Origin of the sequence: Enterobacter cloacae complex sp. 402C9 (assembly GCF_050030745.1) — a bacterium.
In the GTDB taxonomy this organism is placed as follows: Bacteria; Pseudomonadota; Gammaproteobacteria; order Enterobacterales; family Enterobacteriaceae; genus Enterobacter; species Enterobacter intestinihominis.
The window spans coordinates 4,048,626-4,071,702 of the sequence record NZ_JBLGUW010000001.1 but is presented as its reverse complement, the minus strand read 5'-3'; the positions used below and the strand labels follow the sequence as shown (position 1 = coordinate 4,071,702).

The following is a 23,077-nucleotide window of genomic DNA, read 5'->3' as shown; positions in this document are numbered from 1 at the left end:
AGAGGAGTGTAAACGGGGCGGATGGCAATTGTTAGCAAGGAAAACTGTCAATCTTTTTCAAAGATATTGAGTAAGGGAGCATGAAGAGATTTTGCCTGGTGACGGCTACGCCTTACCCGGCCTACTTTTTTACCGTAGGCCGGGTAAGCGCAGCGCCACCCGGCGAGAAGGCTAGCGCAGCTGCTGCTGACGAATCGTTGCTTTCACCAGACGCCATGCGCTCCAGACACCAAAGCCACGGCGTGCCCAGCGAATAAGCATGTTTGGATGACGAATCGTCCAGATCGCCATCACGCTGCTACCCACCAGCGCCCACGATCGCAGGCTCAGAAGAGTATTCCAGCCGCGATCGTAACGCTGGGTCAGCTCCAGCCAGTCGCGACGGCTGGCGGACAGGTCCAGCCGCTGCTGCTGGATCTGGCTCAGCAGATACGCTTTCCGCTTTTGACGTTCGGCTTTGTCGCTCACGACTTATCATCCTCCAGCAGGGCGCGGTCGTTGGCCAGCTCCTGGCGAGTATGGCGCAGGAAGGTCGACGTGCGCGCTTTATGCAGGGTCCAGATACCGCCTATCAGCGCCGCCACCAGCAGAACCACGGTAGTCGCAATCATCGCGTTCAGCCGATACTGTGGATCGATAGCCCAGATGATTAACACCATCAGGCTCATCAGACCAAACGCGGCAAAGAGCATCGTAAGCCCAAGCATGAGCAGCATCTGGAAGAGATTGGCTTTCTCCTCTTCCAGTTCCACTACCGCAAGCCGGACGCGCGTTTCGGCAATCCCGACCAGCGTCGTAAGAATACGCTGGCCGATGCCGAGGACGTTTTTAGCAGGCCCTTGTGCGTGACGTGGATCTTCCATAATCAACGACGCGTCAGCAGGACACCCAGCACCACACCCACTGCGGCACCAATACCAACGCCTGTCCATGGATTGTCACGTACATATTCGTCTGCGCGCGCAGCCGCTTCGCGGGTCTGTTTCGCCAGTGCATCACCGGTTTCACCCAGACGGTAACGGCTCTCTTTCAGTGCCTGCTCCGCTTTGCTGCGCAGTTTGCTGACTTCTTCTTTCGATTTATCGGCAGAAGAGTTCAGCACCTCTTCCAGGGTGTCCGCCAGGGATTTCAGTTCAGCGCGCAGATTTTCTGAAGTTGTATCTTTTGACATGATTCTCTCCTGTTGAGATTTCCGTTAACTCAATAATCGCGAGCTTCCAGCGCTTTCAGTTCGTCCTGCGCCTCTTGCAACTTCCTCTCGCGCTTGGCAATTTTTTCCGCATCACCTTTCTCTTTCGCTTCTTGCAGGTCTTGACGGCGCTCGGCTATCTCGTCCTTCTGTTCAGCGATTTTTTCCTGATGATCGGCACGCAGCTTGCTGTCCGTACAATTGTCTTTCACTTCGCTCAGCGCTTTTTTCAGTCCGTCGATCCGGTGCTGATTGTTATGCTTTTCGGCATAACTGATTTCGCGTTGAATATCCTGTTCTTTCTCCTGACAAAGAGACATAGCGAAGGAAGCTGTGCTTAAAGAAAAAAGGGCCAGAGCCAGGGTGATGCGGTATTTCATTATAGAAACCTTCCATTGTGTTACGGCGTAAGCCGTGTTCCAGAACTATGCGGAGAACATCTGAGGGGTGCTCCGCGTACTTAAGCATAGTAAGTAAACGGGAGTTTCACCAAAGTGGGTGAAAATATTCGGAATATTAGTCGTTAGCCAAATCGATGCGACGTGTCGCGTAACCGTGACATCCAGGAGGCTACGTGGCTGTCATCATCCTGTTGCGCGATGATGTAACCCTGCGGCAACGTGCGGTCCAGCACCGCTTTCGCCGCGGCGCTTTGCGCACTGGAGTCAAATTTTATCAGCAGCACATCGTCTTGCGGCGTGATGCTCTTAAAGCGGATCCCGTTAGCGTCCAGATGATGCCAGATGGAAAAACCATCCGGCACGCTGGTTCCTTGACTCACAGGACGGATAGTCAGCGTCGACTCCTGGTGCTGTAGGGCAGACCATAGCAGGATGAGAGCGCTGAACATCATTAGCGCGACGATGGCGTAAGAGAAGCGGCGCAGCGCGAGCGGGGAGATAACCATCGTTAACCCCTGGCTCCGTATTTCTTTTTCCACAGTACGACCAGTGAACCGACCAGGCCAAACACCAGTAGGACGACGGGCAGCAGCATCAGGCAAGACATCAGCTGGTCTTCATATTTCATAAAGACCGGCGTTTTACCGAGCGCGTAGCCGAGCGTGGTCAGGATCAGAACCCACAGCAGGCCGCTCATCCAGTTAAAGAACTGGAAGCGCGCGCTGCTCAGGCCGGACAAGCCCGCAATGGTCGGCAGCAGGGTGCGTACGAATGCGATAAAGCGGCCAATCAGCAAGGCGGAGAGCCCGTGCTTATGGAAAAGGTGGTGCGCTCGCTGGTGATAATGTGCCGGAAGATGCGAAAGCCAGTTCTGAACGATTCGCGTGTTGCCCAGCCATCGCCCCTGAATATAACTCACCCAGCAACCCAGGCTGGCGGCAATGGTCAACAGCAGAACCGTTTGTGGGAAAGCCATCGCTCCTTTTGCACAGAGCACCCCAACCAGCACCAGCAGGCTGTCGCCCGGTAAAAAGGCAGCAGGCAGCAGACCGTTCTCAAGGAACAGGATCATAAATAACACAAAGTAGAGCATGCCAATCATGGACGGGTTGGCCAGCGTTTCGAAATCCTGAGCCCAGAGGGCGTTCAGTAGTTGGGTCAAAAGTTCCATTCAGTGTTCCTGGAAATCGGTTAACGTCACGCCTGTCATACGGGAAAACAGCACGGCGACATCGTTATGATTTCATTATGGTCGCTCGCGGACACAATGATGTGTGGCCAACACTGTTCCCTGTTAATTGGCTGGTTAGCAAGCACTAACTTACAAAATAACGAAGTGAATCCAATTGTAACAAAGCCCGACGTTCTGCGTCACAGAATTTGAGGGGAAACACGATTTTGGCGTAAGCCACGGAGGGGAGCGAGAGATTTTACAAAGGCTGACACTATAGAGGTTTTCTTACCCTGTCTGGCCGGAAGGCGCGGCGGTGCGCCTGCCAGCAGTTCAGGAGGTTATTTTGCGACATTGGTCGCGGTATCGAGGTGAACCACCGGATTATCAGCAAAAAGATAGCGGTCAGCGTTAAATTCAAAGTCATCACTCGTTTCATTAAAAAGCATCTGTTTAGTGTTCTCCAGATGCTGCCACATTGCCAGTTTCGCCGCATGCGGATCTTTACGAATCAGGGCCTTAAGAATCTGGTCGTGGTCGTCACACCAGTTGTCTACCGTGCGGGAATCAATGTGATCGTGCAGTTTCTTCCAGTACGGGTTGTGAACGCGCTGAGTCCACATTTTTTCAACGATTGCCGCCAGCGCCGTGTTTTGAGTCGCAAGGGCGACCTGGACGTGGAATTGCAGGTCCCATTCGGAATCGCGGAAACATTTTTCTTTACGCGCATGATCCTGGATTTCCATCAGCTTCATGATGTCCTGCTTGGTGACCTGCGTCGCTGCGAATTCTGCGATATTGCTTTCAATCAGCTGGCGAGCCTGGAGAAGCTCAAACGGACCGTAGCTGGCAAATTCCAGACTTTCGTCCGGCGTGGGGGAGTGTTTCGCCTGGCTGGAAATCACGTGAATACCGGAACCTTTGCGTACCTCAACATACCCTTCAACTTCCAGCATGATGATGGCTTCGCGGACCACCGTACGGCTGACGCTTTTTTCATCCGCAATAAAACGCTCAGCGGGAAGTTTATCACCGACAAGATAGACCCCTTGCTCGATGCGATCTTTCAGCTCGGCGGCAAGTTGTTGATATAAACGACGTGATTCGGTGATTTCCATATGCGCTCCAGGCAGGGTACGGCGAATGATTTGTTATACCACTTTTGCTTGCCACTCTCCAGATTTCGCCATTAAAAAAGCCGCCCGGAGGCGGCTTTTGCGACGTTTTTGCCGGGTGGCGCTACGCTTACCCGGCCTACGGTTTTATCGGGTGTTGTAGGCCGGGTAAGGCGAAGCCGCCACCCGCCACAACAAGCTAACTCTGCGTCGCCGGTCCCCCAAGGGACTCTTTCGCCAGTTCCTCGGCGGATTTACTCTTCAGCACCGTCCAGATTACCACCGCGCCCAGCAGGTCGAAGATGGCCAGTACCGCGAACAGCGGGCTGAAGCCGATGGTGTCTGCCAGCGCGCCGACCACGAGGGCGAACAGGGTACTTGCGGTCCAGGCGGCCATCCCGGTCAGACCGTTGGCGGTGGCAACTTCGTTACGACCAAACACGTCGGACGAGAGCGTAATCAGTGCGCCAGACAGAGACTGGTGAGCAAAGCCCCCGATACACAGCAGGGCGATAGCCACGTAAGGACTGGTGAACAGGCCAATCATGCCAGGGCCAATCATCAGCAGGGCGCCCATGGTGACCACCATCTTACGGGACACAATCAGGTTCACGCCAAACCAGCGCTGGAACAGCGGTGGCAGGTAGCCGCCGACGATACAGCCCAGGTCTGCAAACAGCATTGGCATCCAGGCGAACATCGCGATCTCTTTCAGGTTAAAGCCGTAGACTTTGAACATGAACAGCGGGATCCAGGCGTTGAACGTACCCCAGGCCGGTTCCGCCAGGAAGCGTGGCAGGGCGATACCCCAGAACTGACGGGTACCCAGGATCTGCCAGACGGACATTTTCTTGCCGTTGTCGGTCTGATGATGAGATTCCTGACCATTAATAATGTAGTCACGTTCTTCGGTAGACAGCTTTTTCTGATCGCGCGGGTGTTTATAGAAGATCAGCCACGCCATGGCCCAGGCAAAACTCAGCACACCGGAGATGATGAACGCCATTTGCCAGCTGTGCATCACAATCGCCCACACCACCAGTGGCGGAGCAATCATCGCCCCGATGGAGGAACCCACGTTGAAGTAACCGACAGCGATTGAACGTTCTTTTGCCGGGAACCATTCAGAGCTGGCTTTCAGACCCGCAGGGATCATCGCCGCTTCGGCAGCACCTACCGCACCACGCGCCAGCGCCAGCCCGCCCCAGCTGCCAGCCAGCGCCGTCGCCCCGCAGAAGACGGCCCATGCTACAGCGAAGAAGGCATAACCAATTTTTGTACCCAGAATATCAAGAACATAACCTGCAACAGGCTGCATTACGGTGTAAGCGGCAGAATACGCCGCAATGATGTAAGAGTATTGTTGTGTGGAGATATGTAACTCTTCCATCAACGTTGGCGCCGCTGCTGCCACGGTGTTACGTGTCAGGTAGCCCAGCACGGTGCCGAGCGTCACCAGTGCGATCATGTACCAACGTAACCCTTTAATTTTACGCATGTAAAACCTCATCGTTATGTTATTTCCGTGTCGGGACACGGCAACAACTCAACCGTTGCCGGGAGCTGTTCTGTAACGGGAGGGGCGTAACCGGGAACCTGTCCCGGAACGGCCCGAACCTTGCCATAAGTCATCGTGCTAAGTCGGCTTCCGTACCGTTAAATCCGATGTAACAAACACCGGTAATGCATTCCGTCGGCTTATAGTTTGCGACGGCGAAAAGATAACTTGTCATACAACTTTAAAAGGTGAGTGACATCACAAAAGAGTGAATCTTTGTAGGGATATTATGCGGCGTGCGCAAAGCCAGATCTGGCGCGGCCTGCAAGAAGGTTTACCCCTTTGAGGGTAATTTATTTGTCGACGTTTATTGATCTAACTCACGAAAAAAACGTCGGACTCTGGAAATTGGTGTGATAACTTTGCAGCATCTGAACATAAGCTTTCTGACGCTCCCGTAATGAGGAAGACGATAATGACACCGTTTATGACCGAAGATTTCCTGTTAGATACCGAATTTGCTCGCCGCCTGTACCACGACTACGCAAAAGACCAGCCGATTTTCGACTACCACTGCCATTTACCGCCGCAGCAGGTTGCCGAAAATTACCGTTTCAAAAACCTGTATGATATCTGGCTGAAGGGTGACCACTATAAGTGGCGCGCAATGCGCACCAACGGCGTGGCCGAGCGCCTGTGTACCGGCGACGCGACCGATCGCGAGAAGTTTGACGCCTGGGCCGCTACCGTTCCTCACACCATCGGTAACCCGTTATACCACTGGACGCACCTCGAACTGCGTCGTCCGTTTGGTATCACCGGCAAGCTGCTCTCTCCCGCCACGGCGGATGAAATCTGGGATCAGTGCAACGAACTGCTGGCGCAGGATAGCTTCTCGGCGCGCGGCATCATGCAGCAGATGAACGTGAAGATGGTGGGCACCACCGACGATCCGGTCGACTCTCTGGAACATCACGCGGTTGTCGCGAAGGACAGCACCTTTGACATCAAAGTGCTGCCAAGCTGGCGCCCGGATAAAGCCTTCAACATCGAGTTGCCGACCTTTAACGACTACATGGCGAAGCTGGCGGAAGTTTCGGATACCGACATTCGTCGCTTTGACGATCTGCAAACCGCGCTGACCAAACGTCTGGATCACTTTGCCGCACACGGCTGTAAAGTGTCTGACCACGCGCTGGACGTGGTGCTGTTCGCGGATTCCAGCGAAGCCGAGCTGGACAGCATCCTGGCGCGTCGTCTCTCCGGCGAAGCCCTGAGCGAGCGTGAAGTCGCCCAGTTTAAAACCGCGGTGCTGGTGTTCCTCGGTGCGGAATATGCCCGTCGCGGCTGGGTTCAGCAGTACCATATCGGCGCGCTGCGTAATAACAACCAGCGTCAGTTCAAACTGCTGGGCGCGGACGTGGGCTTCGACTCCATCAACGACCGCCCTCTGGCGGAAGAGCTGTCAAAACTGCTGAGCAAACAGAACGAGCAAAACCTGCTGCCAAAAACCATTCTCTACTGCCTGAACCCGCGCGATAACGAAGTACTGGGCACCATGATCGGCAACTTCCAGGGCGAAGGGATGCCGGGCAAGATGCAGTTCGGTTCCGGCTGGTGGTTTAACGATCAAAAAGACGGCATGGAGCGTCAGATGACACAGCTGGCGCAGCTCGGCCTGTTGAGCCGCTTCGTTGGCATGCTGACCGACAGCCGCAGTTTCCTCTCCTATACCCGCCATGAATATTTCCGCCGCATTCTGTGCCAGATGATTGGCCGCTGGGTGCACGCGGGCGAAGCGCCAGCGGATATCCAGCTGCTGGGCGAAATGGTGAGAAACATCTGTTTTAACAATGCGCGTGACTACTTCGCCATTGAACTGAACTAAGGCCGTTTGAGGTTGATATGCAATACATCAAAATCCATTCGCTGGATAACGTTGCCGTCGCGCTGGCAGATTTAGCCGAAGGGATGGAAGTGACCTTCGACAACCAGTCGGTGACGTTACGCCAGGCCATTGGACGTGGACATAAGTTTGCCCTGATCCCCATCGCGAAAGGGGAGAACGTGGTGAAGTACGGTTTGCCCATCGGTCATGCGCTGGCGGATATTGCGCCGGGTGAATACATTCATTCCCACAATACCCGCACCAATCTCAGCGATCTGGACGAGTACAGCTATCAACCTGACTTCCAGCCAGAAGAAGGACAGGCGGCCGATCGTGAGGTACAGATTTACCGCCGCGCCAGCGGCGAGGTGGGGATCCGCAATGAGCTGTGGATCCTCCCGACTGTCGGCTGCGTGAACGGGATCGCGCGTCAAATTCAGACGCGTTTCCTGAAAGAGACTAATGATGCTGAAGGCACCGACGGCGTGCATCTGTTCAGTCACACCTATGGATGCTCCCAGCTGGGTGACGACCACATCAATACCCGTACCATGCTGCAAAACATGGTGCGCCACCCGAACGCGGGCGCGGTGCTGGTGATCGGCCTCGGCTGCGAGAACAATCAGGTCGACGCCTTCCGCGACACGCTGGGCGAATTTGACCCTGAGCGCGTGCACTTTATGGTGTGTCAGCACCAGGACGACGAAGTGGAAGCGGGCGTTGAACAGCTGCATCAGCTGTACGAGGTGATGCGTCACGACAAGCGCGAGCCGGGCAAGCTGAGCGAACTGAAGTTTGGCCTGGAGTGCGGCGGATCTGATGGCCTTTCCGGTATTACCGCTAACCCAATGCTGGGTCGCTTCTCGGATTACGTGATTGCCAACGGCGGCACTACGGTGCTGACCGAAGTGCCGGAGATGTTCGGCGCAGAGCGCATTCTGATGAGCCACTGCCGCGACGAAGAGACCTTTGAGAAGACCGTCACCATGGTGAACGACTTCAAACAGTACTTCATCGCTCATAACCAGCCGATATACGAGAACCCCTCGCCGGGGAACAAGGCGGGCGGGATCACCACGCTTGAAGAGAAATCCCTCGGCTGCACCCAGAAAGCGGGCGCCAGCCAGGTGGTAGACGTGCTGCGCTACGGTGAGCGGCTGAAAAAGCACGGCCTGAACCTGCTCAGCGCACCGGGCAACGATGCGGTCGCCACCAGCGCGCTGGCGGGAGCGGGCTGTCATATGGTGCTGTTCAGTACCGGGCGCGGTACGCCGTACGGCGGGTTTGTGCCGACGGTGAAAATCGCCACTAACAGCGAACTGGCGGCGAAGAAAAAGCACTGGATCGACTTTGACGCGGGCCAGCTGATCCACGGCAAAGCGATGCCGCAGCTGCTGAGCGAATTCGTGGACACGATTGTGGAATTTGCCAGCGGCAGGCAGACCTGCAACGAGAAGAACGACTTCCGCGAGCTGGCGATCTTTAAGAGTGGTGTGACGCTTTAAGTCGGGTGCGGGCTGGTGCCCTCACCCCGGCCCTCTCCCACAGGGAGAGGGTGCAAACACTAAAAACGGCAACACATGTTGCCGTTTTGCATTTACCTTGTAGGCCCGGTAAGGCGTAGCCGCCACCGGGCTTTTCTTTTTAACTGCGCAGGGCGTTCTTCGCTAAACGCGCATCTTCCGCCTGACAGGCTGCGGCGGTAAACAGCACGTCGGTAGAGGAGTTCAGCGCGGTTTCGCAGGAATCCTGCAATACGCCGATAATGAAACCGACCGCGACAACCTGCATGGCAATCTCGTTCGGAATACCGAACATGTTACAGGCCAGCGGGATCAGCAGCAGAGAGCCGCCCGCCACGCCGGATGCGCCACAGGCACACAGCGATGCAACGACGCTCAGCAGCAGCGCGGTTGGCAGATCTACCGGAATACCCAGCGTATGCACCGCCGCCAGCGTCAGCACGGTGATGGTAATCGCCGCACCGGCCATGTTCACGGTTGCACCCAGGGGAATCGATACCGAATAGGTATCGCGGTCCAGGTTCAGCTTCTCCGCCAGCGCCATGTTCACCGGTATGTTCGCCGCTGAGCTGCGGGTGAAGAAGGCATACACGCCGCTCTCGCGCAGGCAGGTCAGCACCAGCGGATACGGGTTGCGGCGGATCTGCCAGAACACCAGCAGCGGGTTGATCACCAGCGCCACCAGCAGCATACAGCCGACCAGGACGACCAGCAGCTGCGCGTAGCCCCACAGTGCGTCGAAACCGGTGGTGGCCAGCGTCGAAGAAACCAGACCAAAGATACCGACTGGTGCAAAGCGAATCACCAGCTTCACCATGAAGGTCACTGCATTGGACAAATCGTTAACCAGGTTTTTCGTGGTCTCGTTGCCATGACGCAGCGCGAAGCCCAGACCAATCGCCCAGACCAGGATGCCAATGTAGTTTCCGTTCATCAGTGCGGTGATGGGGTTAGAGACCATGCTCATCAGCAGGCCGCGAAGGACTTCCACAATCCCGGACGGCGGGGTGATATCACCGGCCGCGCTGGTCAGGTGCAGCGTGGACGGGAACAGGAAGCTAAACACAACGGCCGTTAAGGCAGCAGAGAAGGTTCCCAGCAGATACAGGAACAGAATAGGGCGAATGTTGGTTTTTTGTCCGTGCTGGTGGTTGGCAATCGACGCCATCACCAGCATCAGCACCAGTACCGGGGCGACGGCCTTCAGTGCGCCAACGAAAAGGGTGCCGAGCAGTCCCGTCGCTTCCGCCGCAGGTTTTGACACCATCGCCAGCAGAATACCCAGTACCAACCCGACCAGAATTTGTTTTACAAGACTGCCCTGCGCCAGGCGCGCAAGCATGCCCTTAGATTGTGTGCTCATACGTTATTCCTGAGTGAAATTGCGTTCCATCCTGGATGTGCTCTAAGTCACATTTGTATCCGGATGTAAGTATTTGTTTGCCTGGTTGAGTATCAGGGAAAGCAGCGAAAGGCGGAAGCGTAAAATGCTGGATTTTACGTGTTGCGTCATGTTTTTTAACTATTGGTTAACGAAAGTGCCGGGTGGCGCTGCGCTTACCCGGCCTGCATTGCATTTCCCCCTCTCCCCGTGGGAGAGGGGTGGGGTGAGGGCATCAGCCCGCACCGAACGTTGCACTAAGCCTGCTGCTTCTTATCGTGCTGGCGGTTAACCCAGGTATTGATAATCAGCGTCACCAGCAGAATGCCAAACACCACGCCGAGCGAAATGGCGATCGGGATATGGTAGAAATCAACAATCAGCATCTTGATACCGATAAAGACCAGAATCACCGACAGACCGTACTTCAGCATTGAGAAGCGCTCTGCCGCGCCCGCCAGCAGGAAGTACATCGCACGCAGGCCGAGGATCGCGAACAGGTTCGAGGTCAGGACGATGAACGGGTCGGTAGTGACCGCGAAGATAGCCGGGATACTGTCCACCGCGAAAATCACGTCGCTCAGCTCGACCAGAATCAGCACCAGCAGCAGCGGGGTGGCGAACAGCAGGCCGTTCTTACGCACGAAGAAATGCTCGCTCTCGATCTTGTCCGTCATGCGCAGATGACCCCGGATCCACTTCACCAGCGGCTTATCACCGATACCGGTATCGTCTTCTTTCGCCAGCGCCATTTTGACCCCGGTGAACAGCAGGAACGCACCAAACACGTACAGCAGCCATTCGAACTGGGTAATCAGCCAGCTACCGGCGAAGATCATGATGGTACGCAGGATGATGGCGCCCAGCACGCCGTATACCAGCACGCGGCGTTGCAGGGCCGCAGGCACGGCGAAGTAACTGAACAGCATCAGCCAGACGAAGACGTTATCAACCGCCAGCGCTTTTTCAATCAGATAGCCGGTGAGGAAGGCGAGTGCCTGAGGATCGGCCACCGCGCGACCTTCGGTTGAGGCCAGATACCACCAGAAGGCGGCGCAGAAAAGAAGTGAGAGGGTAACCCATACCAGCGACCAGACGGCGGCTTGCTTAACGCTCATGCCGTGTTCGCCGCGACGACCCTGCAAAAAGAGGTCGATCGCCAGCATGATGAGCACGACAACCGCGAATCCGCCCCACAGCATTGGAGTGCCGACAGAATGCATACTATTTTCCTTACACATAAAAAAACAAAAACGGCTATGGTCAGAAGACGATAGCCGTTAGCTTTTTATGCATAGACCTCGCCTTCCGGCAAGGTCTCACTTACAACCACGAAGGTTGCCCGGCGACCGGATGCGGTTTTGCACGCATCGTAATGACGATCAACCGGCGAAGAAGTTACTCCCCTTTGCAGGTAACAAATTATGTCAGACCATCGATTTCGTCAATGGTCTGCACGATTTCATTACACAGCTTTACGCGACGGCTTCCACATTCACGCCGTCTGCGGGGAAGATTACGCCGGTCTGTCGGCGGATCTCCGTTTGCAGCTTCGCCGTGGTGCGGCTGATCGCCAGTCCCGGGTGGTTCACTTCGTTGTCTTCTACCAGACGGGCGAAGACCTCTGCCTCATAAAGCATAGTGTTAATATGCTGAGGCTGCGTCAGCTCCTGCGCTTTTCCGCCGCGCGGGACGATGCTGAGCTTCTGGCATTCGGAGATTTTTTCGATCACCAGCGAGCCGTCTTCGCCCTGAATTTCGCTTGGCAGCACGGAGTCGCTGACCTTCGAGTGCTGCAACGTCACGCTGAAATCACCGTAGTCCAGCACCACAACGCCGTGTGCATCCACGCCGCTCTCCAGCAGGCTGGCGGTGGCCGTCACGCCGTGTGGTTCCCCCCACAGCGCAACCGCAGAGGCCAGGCAGTAAAAACCGATATCCATAATCGAGCCATTCGAGAAGGCCGGGTTAAAGGTGTTCGGGTTTTCGCCGTCCAGATAGCGCTGGTAGCGCGAGGAATACTGGCAGTAGTTGATAAAGGCTTTACGCACTTTGCCAATTTTCGGCAGGGACTGCTGCAACAGCAGGAAGTTGGGCAGGCTGGCGGTTTTGAACGCTTCAAACAGCACCACCTGGTTTTCGCGGGCAAGCGCAATGGCGGCTTCCACTTCGTGGATATTCGACGCCAGCGGCTTCTCGCAGATCACATGCTTTTTATGGCTGAGGAACAGCTTCGTTTGCGGGAAGTGCAGAGCATTCGGGCTGGCGATATAGACCGCGTCAATGGCGTCGCTTTGCGCCATCTCATCGAGTGAGGTGAACAGATGTTCAACCAGGTAGTCATTCGCAAAACTTTGCGCCTGCTCAAGGCTGCGGGAATAGACTGCGGTGAGCTTATATTTGCCGGTTTCGTGGGCGGCGTCGACGAACTGGCGCGTGATCCAGTTCGTACCGATGACTGCGAAACGTATCATAAACGTTTACGTACTCCGTAGCAGGGAACCTAAAGCCACTGTAGCACGTCCTCATGACATTTCGCGTGCGCTACTGCGCATTACTCTTTAACGATAAATGCGTCAGCCACAAACGGGTATCAAACTCCAGCTGGTGGTACTGCGGCTCCATATGGCAGCACAGGGAATAGAACGCTTTGTCGTGATCTTTCTCTTTCAGGTGCGCCAGCTCGTGCACCACGATCATCCGCAGAAAGGCTTCCGGCGCATTGCGAAAGACGGTCGCGACGCGGATCTCCGCCTTAGCCTTCAGCTTGCCGCCCTGCACGCGGGAGATGGCGGTATGCAGGCCGAGCGCGTTTTTCAGCACGTGGATCTTGTTGTCGTACATCACCTTGTTGATAGGCGGGGCGCTCTTCAGATACTGGCTTTTCAGATCCTGCGTATACTGCCAGAGGGCTTTGTCAGTCGCGAAATCATGCGTGCCCGGGTAGCGTTTTTCCAGCACCGCGCCGAGCTTTCCCCCGGCGATCAGGTCGCGAACCTGGGTTAGTAAATGCTCCGGATAGCCCTGGAGATAAGTCAGCTGGTTCATCAAAACCCCAAAATAGTGTGAAAACGGGTATACTCACGCACCCTTTTCAGGGATACGCCAAATTTTACCATTCAGGAGGGCCGATGAGCCACTTAGACAACGGTTTCCGTTCACTCAACCTTAAACGTTTCCCGGAAACGGACGACGTGAACCCGCTTCAGGCGTGGGAAGCGGCGGATGAATATCTGCTGCAGCAGTTGGATGAGACTGAAATCCGCGGCCCGGTACTGATCCTGAATGACGCGTTTGGCGCGCTGGGCTGTGCGCTGGCGGAACATGCGCCTTACAGTATCGGCGATTCTTACTTAAGCGAGCTGGCGACGCGTGAAAACCTGCGTCACAACGATATCGACGAATCCAGCGTGAAGTTCCTCGACAGCACCGCGGACTACCCGCAGGCGCCAGGGGTGGTGCTGATTAAAGTGCCCAAAACCATGGCGCTGCTGGAGCAGCAACTGCGCGCGCTGCGTAAAGTCGTGACGCCAGAAACGCGCATCATCGCGGGCGCCAAGGCGCGTGATATTCACACCTCGACGCTGGAACTGTTCGAGAAAGTGCTCGGCCCGACCACTACGACGCTGGCCTGGAAAAAAGCGCGCCTGATCAACTGTACCTTCAGCGCGCCGGAACTGGCCGACGCGCCAGAGACCCTGAGCTGGAAGCTGGAAGGGACCGACTGGACCATCCACAACCACGCGAACGTCTTCTCCCGTACCGGTCTGGATATCGGCGCACGCTTCTTTATGGAACATCTCCCGGAAAACCTGGAAGGGGAGATTGTCGATCTCGGCTGCGGTAACGGCGTGATTGGCCTGACGCTGCTGGCGAAGAACCCGGAGGCCTGCGTGGTGTTCAGCGACGAATCGCCAATGGCGGTGGCTTCAAGCCGTCTGAACGTGGAAACCAATCTGCCGGAGGCGCTGGATCGCTGCGAGTTTATGATCAATAACGCGCTGTCCGGCGTAGAGCCTTTCCGCTTCAACGCGGTGTTTTGCAATCCTCCGTTCCACCAGAAGCACGCCCTGACGGATAACGTCGCGTGGGAGATGTTCCACCACGCGCGCCGCTGCCTGAAAATCAACGGCGAGCTGTACATCGTGGCGAACCGCCATCTGGACTACTTCCACAAGCTGAAGAAGATTTTCGGTAACTGCGTCACCATTGCGACAAACAACAAGTTTGTGGTGCTGAAGTCGGTGAAGCTGGGGCGTCGTCGATAAGATCGTTTTGCCTGGCGGCGTTTCGCTTGTACAGGCCTACGGTTTCAAATGCCCGGTGGCGCTTCGCTTACCGGGCCTACAATGGCCTCGGACCCGTAGGCCCGGTAAGCGAAGCGCCACCGGGCGATGCCGTTAAATACTCAGCGCCAGTTTTGTCCCCTGCGCAATCGCGCGCCGCGCATCCAGCTCCATCGCCACGTCGCACCCGCCAATCAAATGCACCGTTTTACCCGCTTCGCGCAGCGGATCGGCCAGATCGCGCTTTGGCTCCTGTCCGGCGCACAAAATCACATGATCCACGCGCAGCAGCTGCGGTTCACCACCGATCAGCACATGCAGCCCGTCGTCGTCGATCTTCTGGTAGTTCACCCCCGGGATCATCTTTACCCCGCGCGAGAGCAGGGTGGCGCGGTGGATCCAGCCTGTGGTTTTCCCCAGCCCTTCACCCGGCTTGCTGGCTTTACGCTGGAGCATCACGATCTGACGCGGGCTTTTCGGCAGTTGCGGACCTTCCGGGCGTAAACCGCCGGACTGACTGAGACTGGTATCAATGCCCCATTCCACGCAGAACTCAGCGATGTTCTGGCTGGTGGCTTCGCCCGGCTGGCTTAAATACATCGCGGTATCAAAACCGATCCCGCCGCAGCCGATGATCGCCACCTTCTCGCCAACTGGCGCTTTGTCGCGCAGCACGTCCAGATAGCTCAATACCTTCGGATGATCGATACCCTCGATCGCAGGGGTGCGCGGGGCGATCCCACTCGCGAGGATCACCTCGTCGAAACCAATCAGATCCGCCGCGCTGACAACCTGATTGAGCCGCAGATCGACGCCCGTCACCTCGATCATCCGGCGGTAATAGCGCAGCGTTTCATAGAACTCCTCTTTGCCGGGGATCTGTCTGGCGATAGTAAACTGCCCGCCGATTTCCGCCAGCGCATCAAACAGCGTCACGCTGTGCCCGCGGGAAGCGGCGTTCACCGCGAATGCCAGCCCCGCCGGACCAGCCCCCACTACGGCCAGACGCTTCTTGTTGACCGCCGGAACGATCGGCATTTTGGTTTCATGGCAGGCGCGGGGGTTCACCAGGCAGGAGGTGACCTTGCCGACGAAGATCTGATCCAGACACGCCTGGTTACAGCCGATACAGGTGTTGATCTCATCCGCACGGCCGCTTTGCGCTTTGGAGAGCAGTTCGGCATCCGCGAGGAACGGACGCGCCATCGACACCATATCGGCGTCGCCGCGGGAGATCACATCGTCCGCCACCTGCGGATCGTTAATGCGGTTAGTGGTCACCAGCGGAACGGAGACTTTGCCTTTCAGCTTGCGCGTTACCCAGCTGAACGCCGCACGCGGCACCGGCGTGGCGATGGTGGGGATGCGCGCTTCGTGCCAGCCAATCCCGGTGTTGATAATGGTGGCACCAGCGGCTTCAATCGCCTGCGCCAGCTGCACGGTTTCGTCGAAGGTGCCGCCGCCTTCCACCAGGTCGAGCATCGACAGGCGGAAGATGATAATAAAATCCGCACCGGCACGTTCACGCACCGCGCGCACCACCTCCACGGCAAAACGCATGCGGCGGGCATAGTCACCACCCCATTCGTCGTCGCGCTGGTTGGTACGTGCGGCGAGGAATTCGTTGATCAGGTAGCCTTCTGAGCCCATCACCTCCACCCCGTCGTAGCCCGCTTCCCGCGCCAGCGCGGCGCAGCGGGCGAAGTCCTCTATCAGCGCCAGGATCTCGTCATGGCTGAGGGCATGGGGAGTAAAGCGGTTAATCGGCGCCTGAATAGCCGAGGGGGCAACCAGGTTCGGCTGATAGCTGTAGCGCCCGGTATGCAGAATTTGCAGGGCGATTTTGCCGCCCTCGTTGTGAACCGCGTCGGTCACAATGCGGTGGTGCGGCAACTGTGTCGCATCGTTCAACACCGCGCCGCCCTCCATCGTCACCCCGGAAGGGGCAGGGGCTACGCCGCCGGTGACAATCAGCGCCACCCCGTGGCGCGCGCGCTCGGCATAGAAGGCTGCCAGACGTTCAGCCCCGTCCGGACGCTCCTCAAGCCCGGTGTGCATTGAGCCCATTAACACGCGGTTTTTGAGGGTAGTGAACCCCAGATCGAGAGGGGCGAATAACGACGGGTAGCGGCTCATAGTCTCTTCCAGTGTAAAATTATTGTTATGTGGTCGGATGAGTTACTAATTTAGCCAGCGGCGGCAGAAAGGTAAAAGCGGGATCGAATGATTGTGATAGATCTCAAAGAACTTCACCCCTCACCCCGGCCCTCTCGAGAGGGTGAAAGGCCGCACGGAGCAGTCCCCTCTCCCCTCTGGGGAGAGGGTTAGGGTGAGGGGCGTGTGTCGCGCATCAGGCCCGGCGCCTGCCACATCGAGGTTGTCAGCCCGCTGTCCACCAGCCCGAGCTGGTCCGCGTACACCGCCTGCCATTTCTGCATCATGCCGTCGTACAGCTCGCGGTGCGCCGGGTTTGGCGTGAACTCGCGGCTCCACTTCACCAGCCGCTCGCCCGTCGAGGCCATATCCGCGAACAGCCCCGCGCCAGCTCCTGCGGCAATGGCGCAGCCGAGCGCCGTTGCCTCTTTGACTTCTGGCACGCGCACCGGCAGGCCGGTGACGTCGCTTAAAATCTGGCTCCACAGGGCGCCCTTTGCGCCGCCGCCGGCAAACACCAGGCTCTCAAACGTCACGCCGGAAAAGTGAGAAATCTGCGCCAGGTTGCAGGCCGAGACGATCGCCGCGTTCTCTTCCAGCGCGCGGAACAGCGTCGCTTTGTTGCACTTTTCCGGGTCAATGGAGAGGTTAATAAACGACGGCGCGGCGTGGTACCACTGTTTGAAATGCATCGCGTCGGAGAAGATAGGCATCACCCCGTGGGAGCCCGGCGGGACGCGGCTCGCCATCTCTTCGAGCAGGGAGTAGGGGTCCATTCCCATGCGTTCGGCAATCAGCTTCTCTTCGGCGCAGAAGGCGTCGCGGAACCAGCGCATGGTCAGCCCGGTAAAGAAGCTGATCGACTCTGCCTGCGCCATGCCGGGGATAACGTGCGGGTTTACGCGGATGTTCATCTCAGGGTCGGTGCGCACCTGCGGCAGGTTCACCACCTGTTGCCAGAAGGTGCCGCCCAGCACCGCCGTTTGTCCGGCGCGCACCACGCCCAGCCCCAGACAGCCCAGCTGCACGTCGCCGCCGCCCATCACCACCGGGGTGCCCTCGCGCAGACCGCTCTGTTGTGCGGCTGCTTTGGTGATGGCCCCCAGTACGGTGCCGGTCTCTTTTACCGGGGAGAGGATATCGGCGCGCAGCCCGGCCATGTCGAGCAGCGCCGGACGCCAGTCGCGGGAGAAGAGATCCAGCATGCCCGTCGTGCCCGCATTGGACGGGTCCACCGCCAGCTCGCCGGAGAGCTTCGCCGCCAGCCAGTCGCTGATCATGGTGATGGTGGCGGCTTTACGATAAATATCCGGACGATGGTGCGCCAGCCACAGCAGGCGCGGCATGGCGCTGAGGGCAAGCGTCTGGCCGGAAACGTCATACACTTCGGATTCAAACCGGTAGTCGTGGATCTCTTTGAGTTCAGCTACCTCTCGGCTGGCGCGGGCGTCGACGTTGGCGCAGGCCCAGATAGCCTCGCCGTTGCGGTCGTACAGCACAATCCCTTCGCGCATCGAACAGCAGGCGACGGACTGAATATCCGCCGCGCTCAGGCGCGCGCGCTCCAGCGCCTGATGAATACACCGGCAGGCCAGCTGCCAGTTGGTGTCGAGGTCGAACTCCATCGAGCCCGGCACGTTCTCGACGCTCAGGTGTTTCCACTCGGCCTGGCCAACGGCAATCTGGTTGCCCTGCAAATCGAAAATAACGGCGCGAACGCTGCCTGTCCCTGCATCTAACGCTAAAAGGTAACTCATGAGCATGCCTCATTGTTAGCGCAGGGAGGGCTCTTAAATGGCCAGAGCCAGCACCGCGCGGGCTGTCGTCTCTTCCGTCACCAGGCCATTAATACGGCGGCCCTTCAGTGCGGCATAAATCGCATCGGCTTTCTCTTCCCCCCCGGCCACGCCTACGATGGTGGGCAGCTGTGCCAGTTCATCGAGCGTGACGCCCAGTAGTTCTTTGTGGATCTCCAGCTCCTCGACGCATTCCCCTTCGGCATTGAGGAAATAGCCAAGGATATCGCCGACCGCGCCCTTGCGGGCGTACATCAACTGTTCACCTTCGCTGATATAGCCGGAGCGCAGTATCGTCGCGTCACGGCGCTGGTTCACCGAGCCAATGCCGACCACCGCCACGTCAGCGGCGGTGGCGGCGAGGATCACGTCCCGCACGCTGGTTTCGCGCTTTAAGATCCCGGCGACTTCAGCGGATGACACGCGAAGCGGGGCAGGGATCATGCTGACGCTACAGGCCGCATCCAGCTGGCCGATACCGGTCATATACGGCCCCACGCCGCCGGAGAGCGTCACCAGGCGGATCTGCTGTGAGCTAATAAAGCCGCTCAGGTGTTGCAGGCTGCTCATGGTGGTTTCACCGAAGCCCACCGCTAACAGCTGGCCGGGCTCCAGCACGCCCATCAGCGACTGGGCCGCGCCAATGCCTAACCGCACGTTCATCGGCGGCGTATTCAGGGCGGGCATCACGCGCACCAGCTTCAGGCCAAATCGTTGTTGCAACTCGGTTTCCAGCGCCAGGCAGCCCTCGTAGCGGGAGTTTATCTGCACGCGGATCACCCCGGACTGACGGCCTTTCTCCAGCAGGCGGGAGATCTTCAGGCGCGGCAGCCCGAGCCGCTCGCCGATGTCGTTCTGGGTCAGCCCGTCGTGGTAGTAGCACCAGGCCACGCGCGCCACCAGCTCCTCTTCCGCCAGTGCCAGCCCGGCAAACCGTCCTTCTTCCGCAGTGCGTTTATCGCTCATAGTTGAACTCTTATAAAAATTTAGATCATATGTTCGTGATGGTGCGGCGTGAAAATGTGAGCCACGCGACAAAACGGATCTTTTCGATCCTTCCCGGTTTATCTGAATCTCAATCGATAAAACTGTGATCCCTGCACGGTTGTAAATATAGTTCACCGTCTACGCTTTTGAACATTATTAAATCTAAAAATCATTTGTTCAATAGCGGAGCGATGATGACACCACTTCTCGAGGCACGTGACATCTGCAAACAGTTCTCTGGCGTGCCTGTGTTAAAAGGCATTGATTTCACGCTGCTTGCTGGGCAGGTGCATGCGCTGATGGGCGGTAACGGCGCGGGAAAATCGACGTTGATGAAAATCATCGCCGGGGTTGAAACGCCGGATCGCGGTGAGCTTTCGGTTGCGGGCGAGTCTTTTGCACGGCTTACCCCGTCGCAGGCGCACCGGTTAGGCATTTATCTGGTGCCACAGGAGCCGCTGCTTTTCCCCAACCTGACGGTGCGGGAAAACATCCTGTTTCGTCTGCCGCGCGAACGAGATCGGGAAAAGCGGCTGGCGGAGAAACTCCAGCAGCTGCAATGTCAGCTTAATCTCGATGCCGCTGCCAGCACTCTGGAAGTCGCGGATCAGCAGATGGTGGAGATCCTGCGCGGGCTGATGCGCAACGCCAGAATTCTGATCCTCGACGAACCCACGGCATCGCTCACGCCGGGCGAGACCGAACGCCTGTTTCGCCAGATCCGCGCGCTGCAGGATCTCGGCGTTGGCATTGTTTTTATCTCGCACAAGCTGCCGGAAATTCGCATGCTTTCGAGCCACGTCTCGGTGATGCGCGACGGCGCGGTGGTGCTGAGCGGCGAAACCGCGCACTTTGACGATAACGCCCTGATCGCCGCCATGACGCCGGTCAGCCGGGAAAAGTCGCTAAGCGATACGCAAAAGCTGTGGCTGGCGCTGCCGGGTAACCGCCGAACCCAGGCGCAGGATTTCCCGGTGCTGCGGGTGGAGGATCTCACCGGGGAAGGGTTTATTGATCTCAGCCTTGAGATTTATGCCGGGGAGATTGTCGGTCTGGCCGGGCTGGTGGGGTCCGGGCGTACCGAGTTTGCCGAAACGCTTTACGGCCTGCGTCCGGTACGCGGCGGGCGAGTGTGGCTGGAGAACCAGGAGATCACCGCCGATCCGGTCAGTTCCCGTCTGGAAAAAGGGCTGGTTTATCTGCCGGAAGACAGGCAGGTGTCCGGCCTGTTTCTCGACGCGCCTGTCCGCTGGAACACGGTGGCGCTGAACGAGCCGTCGCTCTGGCAGCAGCGAAAGCGGGAGTCTGCGGTAGTGGAGCGTTACCACCGGGCGCTGGGGATCAAGCTCAACCATGCGGATCAAACCGTGCGCACGCTCTCCGGTGGTAATCAGCAGAAGGTGCTGCTGGCGCGCTGTCTTGAGGCCAATCCGCTGCTGCTGATCGTCGATGAACCGACGCGCGGCGTGGACGTATCGGCGCGCGCCGATATCTACCAGCTGCTGAAAAGCGTGGCGGCGCAGAACGTGGCAGTGCTGATGATCTCAAGCGATCTTGATGAGTTTCCCGGCCTCGCGGATCGGGTGCTGGTAATGCATCAGGGCGTGCTCAGCGGCGAACTGCCGCGCCAGGCCGTCAGTCTCGACCGGATGATGGCGCTGGCGTTTGGAGGGCAATCATGAAGATCTTACTGAAAAACCGCGAGCTGAGCGCGTTTCTCGCCATTCTGGCCCTGTTCGCCGTGCTGGTGGCGCTGAACCCGTCCTACCTTAGCTTACAGACCCTGGGGATGATCTTCGCCAGCTCGCAGATCCTGATCCTGCTGGCCATCGGCGCGGCGCTGGTGATGCTGACCCGTAATATCGACGTCTCCGTCGGCTCCACCGTCGGGCTGTCCGCCATTGCCGTCGGCGTGGCTCTCAACAGCGGCTACAGCCTGCCCGTTTCCATTCTCTTCGCGCTGACGATTGGCGCGCTGGCGGGGGCGTTCAACGGTTTTCTGGTGGTGGGGCTGCGCATTCCAGCGATTGTCGCCACCCTCGGCACGCTGGGGCTGTATCGCGGGGCGATGCTGCTCTGGACCGGCGGGAAGTGGATAGAAGGGCTGCCGCCGGGGCTGAAATCCCTCTCTGAGCCTGCCGCCGTCGGCATTTCGCCGCTCGGCATGCTGGTGTTGATTATTGCGGCCACAGGCGCGTGGACGCTGTCGCGCACCGCCTTTGGACGTAATTTTTACGCCGTGGGGGATAACCTCACCGCCGCGCGCCAGCTGGGCGTGGCGGTGAACCGCACCCGCATGATCGCCTTTACCCTCAACGGCATGCTGGCGGCCTGCGCCGGGATCGTCTTTGCCGCGCAGATAGGCTTTGTGCCCAACCAGACCGGCAGCGGGCTGGAGATGAAAGCCATCGCTGCCTGCGTGCTGGGGGGCATCTCGCTGCTGGGCGGCACCGGCACGCTGGTCGGTGCGTTCCTCGGCGCGTTCTTCCTCACCCAAATCGATACCGTGCTGGTGCTGTTCAGGCTCCCGGCGTGGTGGAATGACTTTATCGCCGGGTTGGTGCTGCTGGGCGTGCTGGTGCTCGACGGGCGTCTGCGTCAGGCACTGGCGCGGCATCAGCGGGCGCTGAAATACAGCCGTTTCCAGCCCGGTAACAAAGGGGGAAAGCACGTCACCCCGTTTCCCAAACGCAAAAAAGAGGTGGCGTGAATGAGGCTTAACTGGGAAAGCGCGCTGCTGATTTTACTGGTGCTGGAGATCCTGCTCTTCGGCGCCATCAACCCGCGCATGCTCGACATCAATATGCTGCTGTTCAGCACCAGCGACTTTATCTGCATTGGTATCGTGGCGCTACCGCTCACGCTGGTGATTATCAGCGGCGGGATCGACATCTCCCTCGGCTCAACCATCGGCCTGTGCGCTATCGCGCTGGGGGTGATGATGCAGGCAGGGTGGCCGATGGCGGTCGCCATCCCGCTGACGCTGCTGCTCGGCCTGCTGTGCGGACTGTTGAATGCGGCGCTGATCCACTACACCGGTATCAGCCCTTTAGTGATCACCCTCGGCACGCTCTACCTCTACGGCGGCGGGGCGCTGCTGCTCTCCGGCATGGCGGGCGCGACGGGCTACGAGGGGATCGGCGGCTTCCCGGACAGCTTCACGGCGTTCGCTAACCTGACGGTGTTGGGCCTGCCGATCCCGCTGGTGCTGTTCGCGGTGATTACCGCTTTCTTCTGGCTGATTACCCATCGCGGGCGCTTTGGTCGGCATCTGTTTTTAATTGGCCAGAATCCGCGCGCGGCGCGCTATGCGGCGCTGTCGGTGAACGGTATGCCGTATGCGCTGTACGGCCTGGTGGGCGTGGCCTCGGCGATTGCCGCGCTGGTGATGGTCTCCTATTTCGGCTCCGCGCGTTCGGATCTGGGGCGCGATTTACTGATGCCTGCGCTCACCGCCGCCGTGCTCGGCGGAGCGAATATCTACGGCGGCTCAGGTTCGGTTGTCGGTACGGCGCTGGCGGCGCTGCTGGTGGGGTACCTGCAACAGGGTTTACAGATGGTTGGTATCCCCAACCAGGTGTCGAGCGCGCTGTCAGGGGCGCTGCTGGTTGTGGTGGTGATGGGGCGTTCGCTGAGTCTGCACCGTGAATGGGTGCGTTCTCTCTTCAGAAAACTATCCGGAGCGTAA

21 protein-coding genes are annotated in these 23,077 nt (G+C 58.2%); 6 read left to right on the top strand and 15 right to left on the bottom strand.

The features are described 5' to 3' along the window. Nucleotides 1–171: 171 nt before the first annotated feature. From ACQG1K_RS19370 to ACQG1K_RS19335, 8 genes are all read right to left on the bottom strand, one after another. Entirely contained in the window at nt 172–468 is a 297-nt protein-coding gene (locus ACQG1K_RS19370) for a YqjK-like family protein (protein WP_022649477.1), read from the bottom strand. Further along, nucleotides 465–863: a phage holin family protein gene (locus ACQG1K_RS19365; RefSeq protein WP_003862647.1), complete on the bottom strand. Its 399-nt coding sequence runs from the start codon at nt 861–863 to the stop codon at nt 465–467. Before ACQG1K_RS19365 ends, ACQG1K_RS19370 begins: the two co-directional genes overlap by 4 nt. A 2-nt stretch (nt 864–865) precedes the next feature. Then, nucleotides 866–1,171 (bottom strand): DUF883 family protein, encoded by a 306-nt coding sequence (locus ACQG1K_RS19360; RefSeq protein ID WP_003862645.1) that lies wholly within the window; start codon nt 1,169–1,171, stop codon nt 866–868. 29 nt (nt 1,172–1,200) lie between these two features. Beyond that, the gene (locus ACQG1K_RS19355) at nt 1,201–1,569 is read right to left on the bottom strand and encodes a DUF1090 domain-containing protein (RefSeq protein WP_017382428.1); all 369 of its coding nucleotides are present in this window, start codon (nt 1,567–1,569) and stop codon (nt 1,201–1,203) included. Between the two features lie 143 nt (nt 1,570–1,712). Continuing rightward, nucleotides 1,713–2,096 carry an EnvZ/OmpR regulon moderator MzrA gene (gene mzrA / locus ACQG1K_RS19350; RefSeq protein WP_022649476.1) on the bottom strand — a complete coding sequence of 128 codons (384 nt, stop codon included), beginning with the start codon at nt 2,094–2,096 and terminating at the stop codon, nt 1,713–1,715. 2 nt (nt 2,097–2,098) lie between these two features. Next, the gene (yqjA, locus tag ACQG1K_RS19345; RefSeq protein WP_022649475.1) at nt 2,099–2,761 is read right to left on the bottom strand and encodes a DedA family general envelope maintenance protein YqjA; all 663 of its coding nucleotides are present in this window, start codon (nt 2,759–2,761) and stop codon (nt 2,099–2,101) included. A gap of 341 nt (nt 2,762–3,102) precedes the next feature. Next, nucleotides 3,103–3,879, bottom strand: coding sequence for a transcriptional regulator ExuR (gene exuR / locus ACQG1K_RS19340; protein WP_023298695.1), 777 nt, complete (start codon nt 3,877–3,879; stop codon nt 3,103–3,105). A 196-nt stretch (nt 3,880–4,075) separates the two neighbouring features. Beyond that, a complete protein-coding gene (locus ACQG1K_RS19335) occupies nt 4,076–5,374 on the bottom strand; it encodes an MFS transporter (protein WP_022649474.1) in 1,299 nt (432 codons plus the stop codon). A gap of 475 nt (nt 5,375–5,849) precedes the next feature. On the opposite strand from ACQG1K_RS19335, the gene uxaC reads away from it, so the two are divergent. Together uxaC and ACQG1K_RS19325 are read left to right on the top strand one after the other, a co-directional pair. After that, a complete protein-coding gene (gene uxaC / locus ACQG1K_RS19330) occupies nt 5,850–7,262 on the top strand; it encodes a glucuronate isomerase (protein WP_367074969.1) in 1,413 nt (470 codons plus the stop codon). Nucleotides 7,263–7,279: 17 nt separating this feature from the next. Further along, the gene (locus ACQG1K_RS19325) at nt 7,280–8,767 is read left to right on the top strand and encodes a UxaA family hydrolase (protein WP_367074971.1); all 1,488 of its coding nucleotides are present in this window, start codon (nt 7,280–7,282) and stop codon (nt 8,765–8,767) included. Between the two features lie 139 nt (nt 8,768–8,906). On the opposite strand, the gene sstT is transcribed toward ACQG1K_RS19325, so the two are convergent. From sstT to ACQG1K_RS19305, 4 genes are all read right to left on the bottom strand, one after another. Further along, nucleotides 8,907–10,148 carry a serine/threonine transporter SstT gene (gene sstT / locus ACQG1K_RS19320; RefSeq protein ID WP_367074973.1) on the bottom strand — a complete coding sequence of 414 codons (1,242 nt, stop codon included), beginning with the start codon at nt 10,146–10,148 and terminating at the stop codon, nt 8,907–8,909. A 275-nt stretch (nt 10,149–10,423) separates the two neighbouring features. Next, nucleotides 10,424–11,389, bottom strand: a complete 966-nt coding sequence (locus tag ACQG1K_RS19315) for a TerC family protein (RefSeq protein ID WP_022649470.1) — start codon at nt 11,387–11,389, stop codon at nt 10,424–10,426. Between the two features lie 252 nt (nt 11,390–11,641). Beyond that, nucleotides 11,642–12,640 (bottom strand): Gfo/Idh/MocA family protein, encoded by a 999-nt coding sequence (locus ACQG1K_RS19310; protein WP_022649469.1) that lies wholly within the window; start codon nt 12,638–12,640, stop codon nt 11,642–11,644. A gap of 70 nt (nt 12,641–12,710) precedes the next feature. Further along, nucleotides 12,711–13,214 carry a M48 metallopeptidase family protein gene (locus tag ACQG1K_RS19305; protein WP_045308019.1) on the bottom strand — a complete coding sequence of 168 codons (504 nt, stop codon included), beginning with the start codon at nt 13,212–13,214 and terminating at the stop codon, nt 12,711–12,713. Nucleotides 13,215–13,297: 83 nt separating this feature from the next. Here ACQG1K_RS19305 and rlmG point away from each other — a divergent pair, with 83 nt between their 5' ends. After that, a complete protein-coding gene (rlmG, locus tag ACQG1K_RS19300; RefSeq protein ID WP_058677053.1) occupies nt 13,298–14,434 on the top strand; it encodes a 23S rRNA (guanine(1835)-N(2))-methyltransferase RlmG in 1,137 nt (378 codons plus the stop codon). A 132-nt stretch (nt 14,435–14,566) separates the two neighbouring features. Here rlmG and ACQG1K_RS19295 read toward each other — a convergent pair whose 3' ends face one another. The 3 genes from ACQG1K_RS19295 to lsrR form a co-directional block, all read right to left on the bottom strand. Continuing rightward, nucleotides 14,567–16,588 (bottom strand): FAD-dependent oxidoreductase, encoded by a 2,022-nt coding sequence (locus tag ACQG1K_RS19295; RefSeq protein ID WP_426721047.1) that lies wholly within the window; start codon nt 16,586–16,588, stop codon nt 14,567–14,569. A gap of 188 nt (nt 16,589–16,776) precedes the next feature. Then, entirely contained in the window at nt 16,777–18,363 is a 1,587-nt protein-coding gene (gene lsrK / locus ACQG1K_RS19290; protein ID WP_032626354.1) for an autoinducer-2 kinase, read from the bottom strand. Nucleotides 18,364–18,396: 33 nt separating this feature from the next. After that, on the bottom strand, nt 18,397–19,368 hold the full coding sequence (gene lsrR, locus ACQG1K_RS19285) for a transcriptional regulator LsrR (protein ID WP_022649464.1): 972 nt from the start codon (nt 19,366–19,368) through the stop codon (nt 18,397–18,399). Nucleotides 19,369–19,583: 215 nt separating this feature from the next. On the opposite strand from lsrR, the gene lsrA reads away from it, so the two are divergent. Genes lsrA through lsrD form a run of 3 tightly spaced genes read left to right on the top strand, consistent with a single transcriptional unit; the run spans nt 19,584 to nt 23,077 of the window. Further along, nucleotides 19,584–21,071: an autoinducer 2 ABC transporter ATP-binding protein LsrA gene (lsrA, locus tag ACQG1K_RS19280; RefSeq protein WP_045308014.1), complete on the top strand. Its 1,488-nt coding sequence runs from the start codon at nt 19,584–19,586 to the stop codon at nt 21,069–21,071. Next, nucleotides 21,068–22,099, top strand: a complete 1,032-nt coding sequence (lsrC, locus tag ACQG1K_RS19275) for an autoinducer 2 ABC transporter permease LsrC (RefSeq protein ID WP_150312440.1) — start codon at nt 21,068–21,070, stop codon at nt 22,097–22,099. Before lsrA ends, lsrC begins: the two co-directional genes overlap by 4 nt. Then, nucleotides 22,100–23,077, top strand: a complete 978-nt coding sequence (gene lsrD / locus ACQG1K_RS19270) for an autoinducer 2 ABC transporter permease LsrD (RefSeq protein WP_023298683.1) — start codon at nt 22,100–22,102, stop codon at nt 23,075–23,077.